Here is a 15,665-nt window from a genome sequence, read left to right as displayed (position 1 = left end):
AAAGATATCGCCGAAAAAATAAGGCAGCGTTTTTCAATTGTAGAATGGTCGTAAGTACTTTTTAGATTGTGGTGAGCTAAATGAAATAAAAAACTTTTAGCGGTAGTTCCATTTTTTTATAAGGTTAAAGTGAGTAATTGGTTTATTATTAAATACTTAGGTTTTTTTATTAAAAATTGTAGTCGCCAAAAAATTATTTAGGCTGGTTTTCAGCAAATTCCAGAACCACGCCATCAAAATAGACAAATGCTTGAGGCTTTAAAGATAGAGTTACCAAAAGTTTTACCAAAGAATTATGCGCCTGTAGTCATCAGGAAAAAGCGCCGATAATACGCGTAACTTTTTAATAATCAATAAGTTGATTACTACTGATTATTTCTAAAGAAATGGAACTTCCCGTTTAAAGAAAAATTAAGTCAATCTCTCCTTACCTATTTCAAAAGATGGACGCTATTAAAAAGCTTATAGAAGTTAACTTTAGCTTTTTTCTTTCTTCTTCTTCTTCTTCAATTTTCCTTTAGGTTGTCCTATCCCTCTCCTATAAATATTTGAATAAGAATTGAATAGATTAAAAGTCTAAGCTTTTACAATGGATGATTAAAAAATATAATTTACAATTTTTTTAGATAAGGTATATTACAAAATAATGCCTCCTTTATCCCTAAATGAGCGCTGCTACTTAAAGTTGGTTTTATTCAGCTGTATAGGTGTATTTTACCCAGCATCTTGTTTTGAAATAAGTGCGAATTAAAGGGTGAACTAGCAGCCCAAATAGCTAGGTAAGGCAGGAAAGAAAAAGAGATTTTTAAACTAGGCGCCTTTCTGCCTCATTTTTTAATGCTCGACTTTGCAGCTCTTCCACTAAATTGGCTAGGGGATTAGCAAAAAACAATCATTTACCTATATCTTAAAGGAGATGCTATGAAGATTTCTCTCTCTATTTTTTCTTATACATGCGCGGGGATCCTCCTTGCAACAATGAGCTCGGCTTATGGGCAATGCACAGAGGAGGATTGTCCTATTTTTAATTCTTATTTTGATCATCCTGCTTCTTCTCCATCTAGTTACTCTCTTCAAACTTCGCAAGAGAGCCGAGCTTTCAGCTCGCAAAATAGCTCAAAGACAGAAAGTAAAAGGAAGAATGGCGGGGAAAGCAGGGTGCAGCAAGGCTTTAATCGAGAGGGAAGTCCTAATCAAAGAGAGATAAACAGTAAGCAGATAAGTAGCTATCAAAATAAGGGGTCCGATAGCGTAATCTACTACCAGATTGAAGAAACTTTAAAAAATAACCGTTTAAAGAAAAATTACCCTTTGGTGAATATACGCTTTTATCAGGGCATGGCCACTCTGTCTGGTACGGTAGAAACAGAAGATGATAGGCAACAGGTTGAGAGTAGAGTCCGTGCGATTCAAGGGGTTGCTGATATTAATGATCAGCTGCAAGTCGAATCTTCTACTCCACATAACCAAGGCAGCAAACCTACCAACTAGCAAGCAACCAATTTACCCCGACCTAAAGGCATGAATCTTTTCATTAAAAATACGGGTTTAGAAATAAAGAAGGGAACTCAGAAGAATCAACGTAAAACAAAGTGAGGATTGAATTGGAATTATTCTATCCATAGAGATAATCATTATTATAAGCTGGGTAGGAAATGATGAAGGGTTGCTTGGCCTGGGTGATAGAAGGCAAAAACATACACATGCATAGACAATCAGCCTCAAGAGAAACTTTTGCCAATCAACCCTTTAAGATAATAAATGATTTTTTAAGGCCATCTATTTAGATATCTTTTAAGGGGCGCAAGTAGCTTCTTTGGCTGGGTTCCTCCCTCTAGGGAGAAGGCATCGTAGGCGCGAAATAAAGAATTCAATTTTGGGCACTGAGAAGAATTTCTAATCCCATTTCTTCGGGTATATACTTGTGTTGAAGGTAAACTCGGCGTAAGCATCCCTGCTCATCAAATTGTAAAATAAACTCCATCCAGCCTTCATTAAAGTAATAGGAAAATAAGCTTTTTTGAGAGAAACGATCGATACGAAGAGCAGATTTGAATGCCTCCTCGGCTTGCTGGCGGGGCATATATTTTTTTAAGCGAGTAGATCTTAGCTGAGGGCATTGCAGTTGAGCAACAAACTCCTCGAAAGTCAAGCCATACGAAAACTCTACCCCTAAAGCATGGGCGATATCTTCTGGCAAGGATACGGGATAACGAAATCGTCGTAAGATACGATAGATAAAGTTAAACATTTTCATCTGGTACAGAAAATAAAAAAGTTTTTTTAACAACAGAAAGTGCTGCTATACATTTGCCCACTTTCCGCTCATTTTGAATGACTGACCTCCTATTTAACCAGGCGGAGAAAAAATTCGCAATATATAATTTTAGGTTATTTGCAAAGTAAGATGCACATGAGGCCGCTTTTTCCCGTCGGAATGAGAGCCTAAACATTACTTTTCCTCAAAGGGGTAAAGCATGCTTTAAGCTTTCGCGGATTTTTCTTTACTACTAATCAACACTTGCCTTTTAGCTTTTGCGCTTTTCTTCTTCTTTGCCCACCTGGCCATTTCCTATCTAAAAAATCTTAAAACCTAAAAAAAAAATTTTATCAGTTAGGTATAGCTTATGGTGTTTAGGCTAATAATTGTTTTAAAAGTAAGCGGTTTTTGATTTATAGATGTTTTAATAAGTTAAAGAGAAGGCTTTTATATGACTAGACGCTTTTGAATAAAGAGTAGATGGGGGCTTTTTTTATGTCGATTGATCCATTGATGATGACTGCAGCTCCACTCTAAGGGGTTCAGTTTTTCTACGAGAGATAGCACACTCTGCTCCTCACACTGCCCTTCAGGATGGCCTGGATAAAGGGTAATGCTTATCGCTCCACCTGGTTGAAGCAGCAGCATCGCTTTTTTTATACTTTCTAGAGTAGTTTTTGCGGTAGTGGTTAGCGTTTTATCACCACCTCCTGGTAGATATCCTAGATTATAAGTAATCAATTTAACACTTTCTGGGGAAATTTCCTCGGGAAAGGTAGAATGACATCCTAAAATAAATCTCACTTGTTGAAAATGAACAGAGGGTAATTTTTCATGTAAATATTTTTGAGTAAGCTCTATTGCTCTTGGCAAAATGTCTAAGGCATAGATTAATCCTCCTTTAAGGTCCGCGCATAATTGGGCCAATATTAACGTGTCTTGGCCATTCCCACATGTAGCGTCAATAACAAGGTCACCTTTATGAACTAATTTTTCCCAATATAGGTGGGCAAGTTCTAGATGGGAATTAAAAAGAGGAAATTGAGCTCGCATAGAATTTTTAAAAAGTATTAAAAAATTATTAGGAGGTTTCTTTTTGAAAGCTTAAAGCAAGGACATATTCCTGCTGATAGCCTAGCAAACGAGCTAACATCTTTTTCACGTCATCATTTATGCGTGCCAACAATGCTTTTTGTTTAGCAGAAGGAATATAAGGAAGATCGGCAGTAATTACTATTTTATTTTTTTTGATAAGAATGGAGTTAGGAACCTCTTCTTTAGGAAAGAGCTGTTTCCAATAATCATGCATATATTCTTGGAAAATGTTTTCGTCTAAAAAATAAGCATGATTATCTTTGGAATTAATTTTTAGATAACTTTTCTTTAAATTAGTCCGTAAGTAAAAGATGATAGCCACTCCGATCGCCAAACATCCTATCCCAAATAATGAAAGAAAAAGCTGATCTTTCTCAATAAAAGCTACAAACTCTGCACGAACATGTGGGGAGGCTTGCACCAAGATACTTAGTAAGCCAAGCACCACAAAGAATAGAGAGATAACAAAGGTAAGCAAGGGATAAAAAAATTGGTTCATAATTTAGAACTCATCGCTATAGTCTTCTTGGGTGCTAACCAAGTTTACAGGGTTTGTGACGGGAGAAAGAGATTTCTTGGAATCGGCAGTTACTACATTTTTAAAGACCACATGGACATAGGAGACGTGTAAACCGGTAAGATGGGTAATCTCCTCAGAAACAAGCGTTTGTATTTCTTCAGCTTTTTCAGGGATAGAAATTCCATAAAAGACATTTACCTCAATTTTTATACCTACAGAATGGTTCTTATTATCTTGCTCTGCTATGATTCCACGTGCTCCTTCGGTAGTATTGCGTCCAAAAATACTGTCGATGAAAGTGCTTTCTACCAAAGTAACGCCTTCAATGCGATTCAGGCATTCAAGGACAATTCCTTGGAAGACTTTGTTGTCAACGTCACGAATAAACAGCGTTTCAGGTAGCTCAAATTCTTTTGTATCCACTTTTTTCACATCAATAGGCATTTTCTTCTCCCCCATGCTAAATTGTCCTTATAATAGTTGACAGCATCATAAATAAGAATATAATAAAATGCTAACTGAAATAGTTGATGCTGCTCTATTAAATCGAAATTTATACTTAAAGATAGCAGGATGTGAAGAGAAGCGTATGATGGTTAGTCTTTTTTTACTTTTTTTTCTGGCTGCCTTTTCTGCTTATGTGGCTAAACAAAGGGGACGGGATCCATTAGTATGGTTTATGCTAGGCATACTTTTAGGAATTTTTTCTCTTATTTTGCTTTTTGTTTTAAAACCTTTTGAAGGTGATCACCTAGAACAAAAAAATAAGATAGAAGAGAATCTGACTCCTAAATATGGGGCTCTAGCGGAAGAAATAGGAGAAGTTTCTTATGAGAATAAAGAATGGTTTTATTTGGACCAGGCACACCACCAACAAGGCCCTATCTATTTTAGAGAGCTATACACCTTGTGGCTAGATAACAAAATAACCCCCTTAACTTATGTATGGTCAGAAGGGATGGCTGATTGGCAGCGTATCCACGAGCTTCCCAACTTTATAAATAAATGATGAGCTGAAGGATTGCGAACTTTAAAGATTAGCTAACGATTGAGGTCAAACTAAAAAGGAGGATAGTAAGCTTAAGGCTTTGTAGAATCGTGCGTTATATTCTTTCAACCCTAAACTTACATCTTATGATTTTTTTGCTTTTACCAACTCGACTTAGTCACCCCAGGGATCAATCCATGCAAAGCCATTTCTCTAAAGGTAAGGCGGGATAGTTTAAACTGTCTAATAAATCCTCTTGCACGTCCTGTTAAAAGGCAGCGATTACGTAGACGAGTAGGGGATGAGTCACGTGGCATTTTGTTAAGCGCTACACGAGCTTCATGGCGTTCTTCTTCTGAAATATTGATGTCAGCTGCTGTTTTTTTAAGAGCTTGTCTTTTTTCCCATTTCAGCTTAACAACTTTTTCACGACGTTTTGCTTTTTCTATTGAGGACCTTTTTGCCATATGATTATAATCTTCCTATTTTTTACGAGCAGGGCCTTTTTGCCGCTGTTTACGATTCGGGTCTTTCTTATTAATCACATAAAGACGTCCTTGGCGACGTACGAGGATATCACCCTTCGATGGATCGGCTTTAACGGATGCTTTTACTTTCATATCTATTCCTGCATGTTACAATAATTTGTAAGTTAAGCGATTCTTATATCCTAAACCTTAATTTCCTTTCAATCCTTTTCTTGTAAAGGTAAAGAGAAGAGCTCTCAAGGAGCCTTAAATACTAGGTAGGGATGAGAGGGGCGTATTTATAAAGAGTAGATAGGTAAGCTTAAGTTAAAATACCACTGTTCTCTTTCATTTTTTTAGCTGCCTTCTGATCAGTTTCCTCTACTTCTTTTCTTGCATTTATTTTACCTGTTTTGTATTCTGCTGTTCATATTTATCTAATTGTCGAAAATTTTAATCAAGGAAGTTAATGTGAAGCGCACATACCAACCTAGTAAACGTCGTCGTAAATCCGAGCATGGCTTTCGTAAAAGAATGAAAACTGCTGATGGACGTAAAATCATCAATTCCCGTCGTCGCCGAGGTCGTAAGGCTTTAACAAGGGCGTGAAATACAGCTTTTCCAAGCTTTTTAGATTACGCAAGCGTTATCAATTTCAGAAGTTTACTCACAGCAGTAAACGTTTAATCGGGCGATGGATTACCATAGAAATCCTTCCTAGTCCTTTGCAAATGACCCGATTAGGGATTACCGTCACCAAACGCTATGGTAAAGCTCATGATCGTAATCGGTTTAAAAGAATTACGCGTGAGGCTTTTCGCTATTGCCAGTCAAGTCTTCCATTAGGGCAAGACCTTAATGTAAAGCCGCGCGTTAATGCTAAACAGGCAACGTCTTTAGACATTTATATGGATTTAATGAAGCTCTTAAGTACCAATCATCATGAGCGCGGGACTTAATACTCAGCAGAAGCAAGCTGTGGATACCATTACAGGCCGTGTCTTAATCTTGGCTGGAGCTGGTACGGGCAAAACGCGCGTTCTTACGATGCGTATGGCCCATCTAATCAATAACCTAGGCGTTCATCCTAGCCATATTCTCGGTCTCACTTTTACCAATAAAGCTGCAGCCGAGATGTATCATCGAATGGTCTCACTCGTCCCTCATAAGATAGCCAAGTTGGTTACCTTATGTACATTTCATAGTTTTTGCATTCAAATACTAAGAGAAGAGATCGTACGTTTGGGTTACACCAAAGAATTTACTATTTATCGTGAGTCGGATGTGCAACGTCTCATTTCTACTCTTGCACGTGATATGCTAGAAAGAGAAAAAGATCTGCCTTCGTTAGCCGCTACTTTAGCGGTGATCACGCAGGCTAAAAATAAAGGGCTTTGTGCAGAGCAGATTCAAAATACAGGATCTGCCTGGCATGATCAATTTTCAAGCACTCTTTATCGTCGCTTGCAAGAAAGTATGCGTGCCTATAATGCTGTTGATTTTGATGATTTATTGGTGCTTACGGTGCAGCTTTTAGAAAAGTATCCCGACGTCCTTAACCGCTACCAGGAACAGTATCGTTATATCATGATCGATGAGTATCAAGATACCAACCCTATTCAGTATCGCTTAGCAAAATTGCTTTCTGCTAAATATAATAATTTGTGTGTAGTAGGTGATGATGATCAGTCTATTTACGGCTGGCGAGGAGCGGAAGTACGCAACATTTTAGATTTTGAGCAAGCAGTAGTGATTAAGCTAGAACAAAATTATCGCTCCACCAATAGTATTCTTAAAGCCGCTAATGCGGTGATCAGCAAAAATCAGTCTCGTTATCCTAAGGCTTTATGGAGCACCAAGGGAGAGGGTGATCCCATTGAGATTTTTTATGCTCCTCAAGAGAGTGATGAAGCGGAAGCTGTCGTGTATAGAATGGTAAAAATGAAGGAAGAAAAAGGCCTGCGTTGGAATGATTTTGCTATTTTATACCGTTCTAATGCTCTTTCTCGTGCTTTTGAAACGGCTTTATTAAAATATACGTGGGTAGAGAATGGGCAATGGATGAAAGGGATACCTTATCAAATTTACGGGGGCATAGAATTTTATGAAAGGCGTGAAGTAAAAGATTTATGTGCTTATTTACGGGTGATAGTCAATAATAGAGATCAGGAAGCTTTACTACGTATTATTAATCAACCTCGACGTAATATAGGTGGAGTTTCTTTAGATGCTCTTACGGCCTATAATCGCCAGCAGAATATTTCTCTTTGGGAAGTTTTAAAAATGGTAGGTGATGACCAGCTTAAAGAGGAAGAGGTTAAGAGTTCCTTACCTGCAAAGACTTTGAAAGCTATCCGTGAGTTTGTAGCTCTTATTGAGGAAGCTCAAGAGCGCTTTAAAAAAATGCCTTTAGCAGAAACTTTTGAATGGCTAATTGAAAAAATTGATTACCGTAAAGCTATCGAGGAAGAGGTTAAAAGTTCTCAGATGAGGGAATTTAAATGGGAAAATTGCCTGGAGTTTGTGGAGACGTTGAGAGATTATGCATGTAAGGTGAAAGAAAAACTTCATAAGCAACCCCGACTCTATGATTTTTTAGGCACCGTTTGCTTAGAAAATGATTGGGAGCGTATGGCTCGTCAGCAGCAAACAGGAGAAGATAAAGTCAATTTAATGACTTTCCATAGTGCTAAAGGATTGGAATTTCCAGTATGTTTCTTAGTAGGAATAGAGGATCATATTATTCCTCATGAGAAAAGCTTAAAAGAAACAGGAGTAGAGGAAGAGCGGCGTTTAATGTATGTAGCGATGACGCGGGCGATGCAAAATTTAGTGATTAGCATGGCTTGCTCCCGCCATAAAATGGGAAAGAAAGTCTCTTGTAAGCCTTCACGTTTTCTCTATGAGATCCCCAAAGAGCTCTTGAGAGTCACGGAGTGGGGTGGGTAAAATAGCAAGTCCTTAAGGGTTGTCTTGCCCCTGGTTTAAACAAATATTCCTAAAAAGAGGTGGTAGATAACTGACTAGTCTACAATTTTATGGGGAGATGAGGGTGTAATATGTTTTAAAAAACTAACTCCCCGTACCCCATTGTTTAAAAGATGCCTCTCTATCTAAAGAAAAGGTTTTACAAGGATAGGGGGCATAAAGAATAATTTAAAGGGATAGAATATTCTAAACCGCTGCTTCAATTTTAACTTAAGCTAAACTTCCATTGTTAATTAATGCCTGACCACCGCCGTTTCAGTAGCCATTTGAGATTTAATATTCTTAATAGCAGTTGAGATCTCGATTTTTGCAGTAGGAGGGGCAGACGTAAAAGAACTTTCGGCAAAATTTAGGGCCTCTGTAAGATTATTTCGATCAAAATAAATTTGTGAAATAATCATCTGCAGGCGCCAAAGATGTTCTTTATCTTTAGGGCCAAACTTCTGAATATAATTGACAAGAGAAGCTACAGCTAGATCAGCTGAGCGTTTATCGCCCGCCTCTGTATATCCTTCAAAATCGATAAGAGCCAGATGATAGTGAGTCATCTTTTCGTTGTTAGGATCCATTAGCTGCAACTCTTTCTTTAATGCCGTAGCTTCAGCAAGCCCCGACAGACCTTCTTGAGTCATTTTGCGATAGCGTTCAATCATGAAGAAATGGCTATCTTCCGAATTAACGCCTACTTTAATAATTTGGTTAATATCGCTCTCATATCCAAAATTTTGGGCTACTGCATAAAGTTTTTTAAGTTCGGCGCTAGAATACTTTTGTTTGTTTATAGCCTCTAACTTTTTTTGATAGTCGAAATAGTCCGCGACAATTTTTGAAAGGTGGGCGGCATACATCTTTCCGCCTCCTGCGCGATATCCAGTGATACCGATCTGCTTTTGCTGCTGGCCATCTAAAATGATTAAAGTAGGAAAACTTCGTATATTATATTTTTTTTGGAGTTGTTTGTTTTGGACAGCTAAGGGAGTTGGTAGGGTAGAATTTACTGGAAAATCTAGCCTCATAAAAATAAATTTATCGCCTACCGCTTGTGCAAATTCTGGTGTATCTAAGCTTTCTTGCTCAAGCTTAGAGCACCAATTACACCAGTCTGAGCCAGTGAAAAATAAAATAAGGGGCTTAAAAGTTGCGCGCGAAAGGTTTTCTGCTTCCTCATAATTGGTCATCCACTGGAGGGAATCAGTAGAGATACCTTTAGCAGGAGTAATAAAAAAGGTCACTCCCACCATCATACTACACATATAGGTTAGCAGTGGCCTCATATATTTTTCCCTCTTGAAAATGAATTTAAACTCATGTTACTATACTTTTTTTAATGCATATTAACTAATTAATTTATATCATGCAATCCTTTCCTCCTACTGTAATTTTACGGCACCATAAAGAAAACCTTAAAAAATGTAGTTTAAGGGGTCTAGAAGGAGTTGAAGATTTCCATTTTTATACCTATCCTAAAAGCATTTTACCTTCCCTGGCAGGATATACCATGTTAACGTTAGAGGCTCCGGTTTTATCTTTAGAAGATGCAGGGCAGGGCCTGTTTATTTTAGATAGTACCTGGCGCTATGCAGAAAAAATGCTAAAATTTGTAGAAAGGCATGCCGATCTACCAAAAAGGAGTCTGCCTCCTCATTTTCGCACCGCTTATCCTCGGCGTCAAGAAGATTGCGTAGATCCAGCACGTGGATTAGCCTCTATAGAGGCTATTTATGTTGCTTATACGCTCCTAGGCCGTGATACTACTCAAGTGTTAAACCACTATCATTGGAAGGAAGATTTTTTGAAAATCAATGGATTTGAAAAGAAGAGTTAGATTTTCTATTCTAAAATTTTTTAAAAACTTTATGATACGCTTTTGAGCAGCTTTTTATGTAATCATAGGTTTAATAAAAAGATTGTTGCTACGGAGAGAGCCAGCTTGGAAAAAGGTTAACTTCTTTTTTGTTTATACAGACGGGGTTTCTTTAAAAGGTATAATTTTATTTATAAACTTCAATTTACTTGAATTTACTTGACTTTCATCCGTCGTAAGCCTGATCTGAGCTTTAAAATTGAGAAGTTAAAAAGATTAGAATAACAAGAATGCTTGTAGCTGCCATGAGTAAAAGGTTTGCGATTAAATAAATTTCAGCTCTCTTGTCCTAGTTAGTTATCTATTTAGTGAGGGAAACCGGCCGGCAGATACAAGAGAAAAAATCCATAAAAATCTTAATTTTTTATATTAAAGCTCTCAGCTTGCCAAAGAAAATTTTATTAAGATAACCATACTGAGTAAACTGCGGGAAATTCTTGACTAATACAAGATAGTAAGAATATAATATATTATTGCTCAAATAATTTTTGTAAATCTTTATAGTTTAATATCTAATGCTAGACAATTTTTTTATCCACCTGGAACAGGTGGAAAATATTCTATGGGGATATGTAGCCGTTCCCACCATTCTTCTATTGGGGGTTTTTTTAAGCTTTCAAGCTCGTTGGGTGCAAATCGTTCAGTTTCCTCGTGTGGTAAAAACATTTTTTGGCTTTTTATTTGTGCCAGATAAAGATAAAAGTGGTGTCCATCCTTTACAAGCCTTCTTTGCTTGCGTAGGTGGATGCGTAGGCATTGGGAATATTGTGGGAATTACTACAGCAGTGCAAATTGGGGGCCCCGGTGCTTTATTGTGGATTTGGCTCACTGCTATTGCTGGTATGATGATTAAATATAGTGAGGTATATCTAGGGATTCGTTATCGCGTACCCAATGCCCACGGAGGGTATAATGGGGGTCCCATGTATTTTTTGCAAAGGGTGTTCAAAGGCTCTTTTGTTCCCACTATTGTAGGCGGTCTTTTGTGCATTTACGGAGTAGAAGTTTATCAATTTAATGTGATTGTAAAGAGTGTGACAGCCAATGTAAATCTTTCTCCTTACCTTGTTCTGGCTATCTTGCTAGCTTTAGTGATTTTTGCAGGACAGGGAGGAGTGCGCCGAGTAGGTAATATCTCAGGGATTTCTATTCCGCTTTTTGTGTTTGTTTATCTAGGCATGGGATGTTGGGTACTTATCCAAAATATCGATAGGATTCCCGAGGTTTTAAAAGCAGTTTTTAATACAGCTTTTACAGGCCATGCCGCCGTGGGAGGTTTTATTGGCAGCTCAGCAATGGGAACTATATCGCAAGGAGTTCGCCGAGGATGCTATACAGGTGACCTAGGGGTAGGCTATGCTTCTGTTATTCATAGTGAAAGCTTTGTTAAAATACCAGAAAAACAGGCTTCCTTGGTGATTTTTGATATTTTTGTGGACACTTTCATGATTTGTACCACGAGCATTCTTATCATTTTAGTGACAGATCTATGGCATCAGCCCATTAATTCTAGCCTGCTCATTCAAACAGCTTTAGCTCAATATTTTCCTTACATGGAATGGTTTATGCCTTTGTTTTTGTTTTTGCTGGGATATTCCACTATCAATGCTTATTTTTGCGTAGGTCTTAAGTGCGCTGAATATTTGCACCCTAGGAAAGGTCGTAAACTTTATTATATCTATGCCGTAATTACTTTAGGCGCATTTGCTTTGGTAGATACAGCACAAGCACAGACTGTCATGACGATTGCTGGAGGACTTCTACTCGTTCTGAACTGTTATGGAATTTTTAAATTACGGCATGAGATCTCCTATAATTTCAATTTTCTTCAAAATGAGAAAACAGAAGGACGTTCTATAGCGGTATCAGCGGATCTAGGATGAAAATAGAAATGGGTACTTCCTGGATGTTTTCAACGCCACTAATACACTAACATATGGTTCTAACCCTGCTTAATAGAGATTTGGCATCTATTGCTAGACGCCTAGCTCTTTGCAAAGGATAACCTTATACTATTGAAGGGACTACGTCCCTATAACCCAGAAAAAAAACAAAGCCTTTAAAAGCCGGCCTCTTTCCTTAAGAAACGCATTTCATTAACTAGAGGACGGCATAAAGAACTTTTAAAAAAGCCTATAATGCCTTTTTGAGCTACTTCTTATACAACCCCGTACTTTATAAAATCCCTTGTGTAAGTAGAAAGACAGCTTTCAGAGGATTGGATATGTAGACGGAGTTTTTTTAAACGTATAATTTAATGATGCGGAAATTAAATTTTTTTTCAAAAATCCTCTCCTTCTACCGCGATTACACTTGTTTTTTGCGTTTGTTAATAAGGCCATTAAATGGCTCTTTGGGCCTGCTAGAAATTCTTTTTTACCCTCAATAAATGCTTCTGCTTGTTATCCTAATTGGAGCTACAACTCATCTAGATATTCGGTTTTCAGAGTTCATTTGCTTACCCCTTCCTAGTGGAAGCTCTGCTATCAATATTCCGATCAGGGTATGTCGCAAGTGGGAAAGAGCGGACCATAAACCTTACACTCCTGATCACCAGTTTCTTGGCTTGGTAGGGGCTCAGTAAAAATTAGAAGATTTGGTCCTTAGCTTTAATACCTAGCAATTGAAACCATGATTCATCTTACGCCTATAAAAACCTCCCTTAAATTTTATGATTCATGATAGGTCATCTGCTTGACTTTAAGGATTATATCGTTTAAACACACGACGTCTACGCAGCCTAAAAGGAGAATCACCTTTATGACAGCTCTCTTTTAAAAAAGAAGTTTTTATTAGCTGTATAATTGTGTAAAAAGTTGTCTTAAAGCATATGACGCTGGGATTTATAGCAAATTGATTTAAGTGAGAGTTAGATTGCAAGAAACTCCATCTTGTAGCAAGCGATAAGAGAGGCAAAGATACGATTCCTTTGAGGGCGGGCAATTTGTTGGGCGACCTCTCAAGGCGAGTATTTTGCTTTATTAATTGGCAATACTCTACTATCTTCCACCCTTTTTAGTCGACCTCATGATTTAGACCTCTAATCGCAAGGAGAAAATGTCGGTAAAACCCTCTTTTTTTGAAGATCTTTGTAATTGAAGCTGGGAGGAAGGATAGCTCTTTAAGATAAGACTATCTTTTGGTATCCATCTTCGAAATTAACCATAAGACTCTTTGGTAATCTCCTTTAGGCATGACCTACTAACAAAGGGGTAATCACCTAAAAATTTATGATGGCTTAGGGTTTAGCTGGGTGCAAAGACAATAGCTTGGCAATGTATTGTCTATTGGCATACACATAGTCTACTCCAGAATAAGCAGTATAAATTCCTGCTATACCTACAACCCATGTGCTTATGTATTGTAGATCAGGGCTGGACAGATAACCTAAGGAATGAGGAATCATCAGGATTAATACAGTTAAAGCAGCCATCGCTTGAATTCCTGCTTTAATTTTCCCGCTGGTACGCGCTGCTAAAGCAAACCCTTTAAGCGCACAAATGGTTCGAAGTGTACTAACGACAGAATCCCGATAGACAAAGATAAAAATTAAAGCTAAGGGCAACCTGACAGGCTCTGCGGTAAATGTTAGAAAATAAGAGAGACGTGCAATGCTATCAGCCATAGGATCTAGTATTTTCCCAAAATCTGTTACTTGGTTATATTTGCGCGCCAAATAGCCATCAAAGGCATCTGATAATTCACTAACCCCAAGTAAAAAAAGTAAAACATAGGGTAGAAGAGATGGATTAATTTCTAAATAATCATGGTGAAGATAGACTAAAAGAAAAATGGGGCTGATAAAAATGCGAATAAAGGTAAAGTAATTAGCTATACTCAAGAAGTGACCTATAATTTGAAGGATTTTAGCTTAACTTTTACAAAACTTTAGATTTATTTTCTCTAAAAAAAGATCAACTTGTAAATTTCCCTCTATAAAGGGGATTTTTTAGCCTCTTTTTCGGTGGCTAGGATGCTCTGATAGATGTTTAAATATTCATCAGAAGGAGTATTCCAGCTGAAATCTGTCTTCATTGCACGAATGATAAGCTGACGCCAGCGGTCAGGATAATGGAACCAACATTCAAAAGCTCTATCTAAAGCTGACTCAATTCCTTTAGCATCAGGGTATTCGAAAACATATCCATTTGTCTTTTCAATAGGTTTTCCTGAATAGTCTACATCCGAAATCGTATCTGCTAATCCTCCCGTCTTACGCACAATAGGGATAGTTCCATATTTAAGAGCAATCATTTGCGTTAAGCCACAAGGTTCAAATAAAGAAGGTACGATAAACATATCTGAAGCCGCATAGATCAGATGAGCCAATTCTTCGCTATGATGTAAAATTAGGCGCACGTGAGGGTGCTCATGAAAATGGCGATTAAGCTGTTGAAATTCGGCGTTGATACCCTCGATAGGGCTAGATCCTAGCAATAAAAATTGCCCTTTTTTCTCTAAAGTATAATGAAGAGCGTGTTTAATAAGCTCGATGCCTTTCTGGGGAACCAAACGCGCAATGCAGCCTACAATCGGGCGATGTTCTTCGGCTAAAAATAGACGTTCTCTTAAGAAATTTTTTATGTAAGCTTTTTTATCTAGCGTATGACGATCTTTTTTGCTTTCTGGTGTTTCTCGAGGAGAATAATGTGTAGGAAGATAACGATCGATCTCAGGATTCCAATAGGAATAATCAATCCCATTCAAAATCCCTTTAAATTTGCTTTGATATTTGTATAGTGTTTTATCTAAACCGCGGCCTCCTAGAGGTGTGAGCACTTCTTTTGCATAATTAGGTGAGACGGTGGTGATATGATCTGCATAAATAATAGCTCCTTTTAATAGGTTGATAGCCTCTTTGTATTGAGCATCTTGCATTTTATCTGGCAGAAGATAATGCGAGCCATTTAACCCTATATTATCAAGATCACTACTTGAGCAATGTCCTTGATATTCGATATTGTGGATAGTAAAAACAATTTTAGCTTCTTTAACACATTGGGGTCGATAAAGTTCATGATAGAGAGGGGCAATCACAGCTGTTTGCCAATCATGCAAGTGAATAATATGAGGAGATAACCCTTCTTTTTCTATAAATTCTAAAGCCGCTCGCGAGAAATAAAGATAGCGCTCCATATCATCTGCGCAGCCATAAAAACAACCGCGGTGAAAGAAATGGGCGGGATGATGAGGCTCAATGAAATAGACTTTAAGATTCTCTACCCAGCCTTTCCAGATGGTATTGCGATGCCAAGTTCCTTTATAGAAAGAGGGAAGAGAATCATTATAGATAGCAAAATCGCGGATGCTTTCTGTATCCATGCAATCATATTTGGGAATGATAAGGTCAATATCATGTCCCTTGCATGAAAGTTCTCTGCTTAAACCTAGTAAGACATCTCCTAACCCGCCAACTTTGGCAATTGGAGCTAGTTCAGAAGCAATATTGATAATATGCATAAATGTGTAAGGGCTCGTTTTAT

16 protein-coding genes are annotated in these 15,665 nt (G+C 37.7%); 7 read left to right on the top strand and 9 right to left on the bottom strand.

What is annotated here, in order from left to right:
- Positions 1–921: 921 nt before the first annotated feature.
- Positions 922–1,491 (top strand): BON domain-containing protein, encoded by a 570-nt coding sequence (locus DB41_RS06925; protein ID WP_039385804.1) that lies wholly within the window; start codon positions 922–924, stop codon positions 1,489–1,491.
- Positions 1,492–1,870: 379 nt separating this feature from the next.
- Here the strand turns inward: DB41_RS06925 and DB41_RS06920 are convergent, their stop codons facing one another.
- The 4 genes from DB41_RS06920 to DB41_RS06905 form a co-directional block, all read right to left on the bottom strand.
- Positions 1,871–2,251 (bottom strand): hypothetical protein, encoded by a 381-nt coding sequence (locus tag DB41_RS06920; protein WP_232044377.1) that lies wholly within the window; start codon positions 2,249–2,251, stop codon positions 1,871–1,873.
- A gap of 456 nt (positions 2,252–2,707) precedes the next feature.
- Positions 2,708–3,313, bottom strand: a complete 606-nt coding sequence (locus tag DB41_RS06915; protein ID WP_039385802.1) for a class I SAM-dependent methyltransferase — start codon at positions 3,311–3,313, stop codon at positions 2,708–2,710.
- A 28-nt stretch (positions 3,314–3,341) separates the two neighbouring features.
- On the bottom strand, positions 3,342–3,854 hold the full coding sequence (locus tag DB41_RS06910) for a hypothetical protein (RefSeq protein ID WP_039385798.1): 513 nt from the start codon (positions 3,852–3,854) through the stop codon (positions 3,342–3,344).
- Between the two features lie 3 nt (positions 3,855–3,857).
- Positions 3,858–4,319, bottom strand: a complete 462-nt coding sequence (locus tag DB41_RS06905) for an Asp23/Gls24 family envelope stress response protein (RefSeq protein WP_039385850.1) — start codon at positions 4,317–4,319, stop codon at positions 3,858–3,860.
- Between the two features lie 67 nt (positions 4,320–4,386).
- Between DB41_RS06905 and DB41_RS06900 the strand changes: the two genes are divergently transcribed.
- The gene (locus DB41_RS06900; RefSeq protein WP_039385796.1) at positions 4,387–4,884 is read left to right on the top strand and encodes a DUF4339 domain-containing protein; all 498 of its coding nucleotides are present in this window, start codon (positions 4,387–4,389) and stop codon (positions 4,882–4,884) included.
- A gap of 140 nt (positions 4,885–5,024) precedes the next feature.
- Here DB41_RS06900 and rpsN read toward each other — a convergent pair whose 3' ends face one another.
- On the bottom strand, positions 5,025–5,330 hold the full coding sequence (gene rpsN / locus DB41_RS06895; protein ID WP_039385795.1) for a 30S ribosomal protein S14: 306 nt from the start codon (positions 5,328–5,330) through the stop codon (positions 5,025–5,027).
- 15 nt (positions 5,331–5,345) lie between these two features.
- Positions 5,346–5,483 carry a 50S ribosomal protein L36 gene (gene rpmJ, locus DB41_RS06890; protein ID WP_039385792.1) on the bottom strand — a complete coding sequence of 46 codons (138 nt, stop codon included), beginning with the start codon at positions 5,481–5,483 and terminating at the stop codon, positions 5,346–5,348.
- Positions 5,484–5,801: 318 nt separating this feature from the next.
- Between rpmJ and rpmH the strand changes: the two genes are divergently transcribed.
- From rpmH to DB41_RS06880, 3 genes are read left to right on the top strand one after another with little or no spacing between them, the layout of a single operon-like run.
- Positions 5,802–5,939 carry a 50S ribosomal protein L34 gene (gene rpmH, locus DB41_RS11315; RefSeq protein ID WP_042242994.1) on the top strand — a complete coding sequence of 46 codons (138 nt, stop codon included), beginning with the start codon at positions 5,802–5,804 and terminating at the stop codon, positions 5,937–5,939.
- Positions 5,936–6,289 (top strand): ribonuclease P protein component, encoded by a 354-nt coding sequence (gene rnpA, locus DB41_RS11310; RefSeq protein ID WP_080502442.1) that lies wholly within the window; start codon positions 5,936–5,938, stop codon positions 6,287–6,289. The genes rpmH and rnpA overlap by 4 nt, the downstream gene beginning before the upstream one ends.
- The gene (locus DB41_RS06880; protein ID WP_039385791.1) at positions 6,273–8,279 is read left to right on the top strand and encodes an ATP-dependent helicase; all 2,007 of its coding nucleotides are present in this window, start codon (positions 6,273–6,275) and stop codon (positions 8,277–8,279) included. The genes rnpA and DB41_RS06880 overlap by 17 nt, the downstream gene beginning before the upstream one ends.
- Positions 8,280–8,551: 272 nt before the next feature.
- Here DB41_RS06880 and DB41_RS06875 read toward each other — a convergent pair whose 3' ends face one another.
- Positions 8,552–9,592 (bottom strand): thioredoxin family protein, encoded by a 1,041-nt coding sequence (locus DB41_RS06875; RefSeq protein ID WP_039385788.1) that lies wholly within the window; start codon positions 9,590–9,592, stop codon positions 8,552–8,554.
- An 80-nt stretch (positions 9,593–9,672) separates the two neighbouring features.
- On the opposite strand from DB41_RS06875, the gene DB41_RS06870 reads away from it, so the two are divergent.
- Positions 9,673–10,143, top strand: a complete 471-nt coding sequence (locus DB41_RS06870) for a DTW domain-containing protein (protein WP_039385785.1) — start codon at positions 9,673–9,675, stop codon at positions 10,141–10,143.
- Positions 10,144–10,697: 554 nt separating this feature from the next.
- Positions 10,698–12,065, top strand: coding sequence for an amino acid carrier protein (locus DB41_RS06865; protein WP_052243980.1), 1,368 nt, complete (start codon positions 10,698–10,700; stop codon positions 12,063–12,065).
- Positions 12,066–13,420: 1,355 nt separating this feature from the next.
- Here the strand turns inward: DB41_RS06865 and pgsA are convergent.
- Together pgsA and glgA are read right to left on the bottom strand one after the other, a co-directional pair.
- The gene (gene pgsA, locus DB41_RS06855; protein ID WP_039385782.1) at positions 13,421–14,023 is read right to left on the bottom strand and encodes a CDP-diacylglycerol--glycerol-3-phosphate 3-phosphatidyltransferase; all 603 of its coding nucleotides are present in this window, start codon (positions 14,021–14,023) and stop codon (positions 13,421–13,423) included.
- Between the two features lie 92 nt (positions 14,024–14,115).
- Entirely contained in the window at positions 14,116–15,642 is a 1,527-nt protein-coding gene (gene glgA, locus DB41_RS06850; protein ID WP_039385779.1) for a glycogen synthase GlgA, read from the bottom strand.
- Between the last annotated feature and the right edge of the window lie 23 nt (positions 15,643–15,665).

It is taken from the genome of Neochlamydia sp. TUME1 (assembly GCF_000813645.1).
Lineage (GTDB): Bacteria > Chlamydiota > Chlamydiia > Chlamydiales > Parachlamydiaceae > Neochlamydia.
The sequence above is the reverse complement of the archived record's forward strand: the minus strand, read 5'-3'. Positions and strand labels throughout refer to the sequence as shown.

Coding starts and splice junctions, on each gene's coding strand:
- DB41_RS06925 (WP_039385804.1), top strand. CDS start 922: ATGAAGATTTCTCTCTCTATTTTTTCTTATACATGCGCGGGGATCCTC.
- DB41_RS06920 (WP_232044377.1), bottom strand. CDS start 2,251: ATGTTTAACTTTATCTATCGTATCTTACGACGATTTCGTTATCCCGTA.
- DB41_RS06915 (WP_039385802.1), bottom strand. CDS start 3,313: ATGCGAGCTCAATTTCCTCTTTTTAATTCCCATCTAGAACTTGCCCAC.
- DB41_RS06910 (WP_039385798.1), bottom strand. CDS start 3,854: ATGAACCAATTTTTTTATCCCTTGCTTACCTTTGTTATCTCTCTATTC.
- DB41_RS06905 (WP_039385850.1), bottom strand. CDS start 4,319: ATGCCTATTGATGTGAAAAAAGTGGATACAAAAGAATTTGAGCTACCT.
- DB41_RS06900 (WP_039385796.1), top strand. CDS start 4,387: ATGCTAACTGAAATAGTTGATGCTGCTCTATTAAATCGAAATTTATAC.
- rpsN (WP_039385795.1), bottom strand. CDS start 5,330: ATGGCAAAAAGGTCCTCAATAGAAAAAGCAAAACGTCGTGAAAAAGTT.
- rpmJ (WP_039385792.1), bottom strand. CDS start 5,483: ATGAAAGTAAAAGCATCCGTTAAAGCCGATCCATCGAAGGGTGATATC.
- DB41_RS06880 (WP_039385791.1), top strand. CDS start 6,273: ATGAGCGCGGGACTTAATACTCAGCAGAAGCAAGCTGTGGATACCATT.
- DB41_RS06875 (WP_039385788.1), bottom strand. CDS start 9,592: ATGAGGCCACTGCTAACCTATATGTGTAGTATGATGGTGGGAGTGACC.
- DB41_RS06870 (WP_039385785.1), top strand. CDS start 9,673: ATGCAATCCTTTCCTCCTACTGTAATTTTACGGCACCATAAAGAAAAC.
- DB41_RS06865 (WP_052243980.1), top strand. CDS start 10,698: ATGCTAGACAATTTTTTTATCCACCTGGAACAGGTGGAAAATATTCTA.
- glgA (WP_039385779.1), bottom strand. CDS start 15,642: ATGCATATTATCAATATTGCTTCTGAACTAGCTCCAATTGCCAAAGTT.